This is a genomic window from Pseudomonas sp. CNPSo 3701 (assembly GCF_028674975.1).
Classification (GTDB): domain Bacteria; phylum Pseudomonadota; class Gammaproteobacteria; order Pseudomonadales; family Pseudomonadaceae; genus Aquipseudomonas; species Aquipseudomonas straminea.
Genome location: NZ_JAQZSI010000030.1, coordinates 1 through 348, shown reverse-complemented (window position 1 = coordinate 348; position 348 = coordinate 1). Strand labels below are relative to the sequence as shown.

The 348-nt window shown below is 50.0% G+C and carries 1 pseudogene; it reads right to left on the bottom strand.

From position 1 onward, the window contains the following. Positions 1 to 164: 164 nt before the first annotated feature. Positions 165 to 348, bottom strand: a pseudogene (locus tag PVA39_RS23245) (hypothetical protein); the annotation flags it as partial.

The window sequence follows — 348 nt, the reverse complement described above, 5'->3', positions numbered from 1 at the left end:
AGTTTCGAGGGGCCTATAATGCGCACCACTTCCGGCGCAGTCTGATCTGAAAACTCCTTGTAGATCAACGAGTTAGACGAAAATAAAGGTTGCACGGACGGCGAATTCGAGTAGAATGCGCCGGCATCGACAGGGTGGTTTGAGTGGTTCTGTTGATGGTTCGATCAGGTTGATCGAAGGCGGTAAAAGAGGGTGTTGACAGCGGTTTGTAACGCTGTAGAATGCGCCTCCCGCTGGAGAGAAGATGATCTGGTTGGGCGCTGCAAGGTGTTGAGAAGAAAGAAAAAATTCTTCAAAAACAACTTGACAGCAAGTGAGGGTGCTGTAAGATGCGCGCCTCGGTTGAGA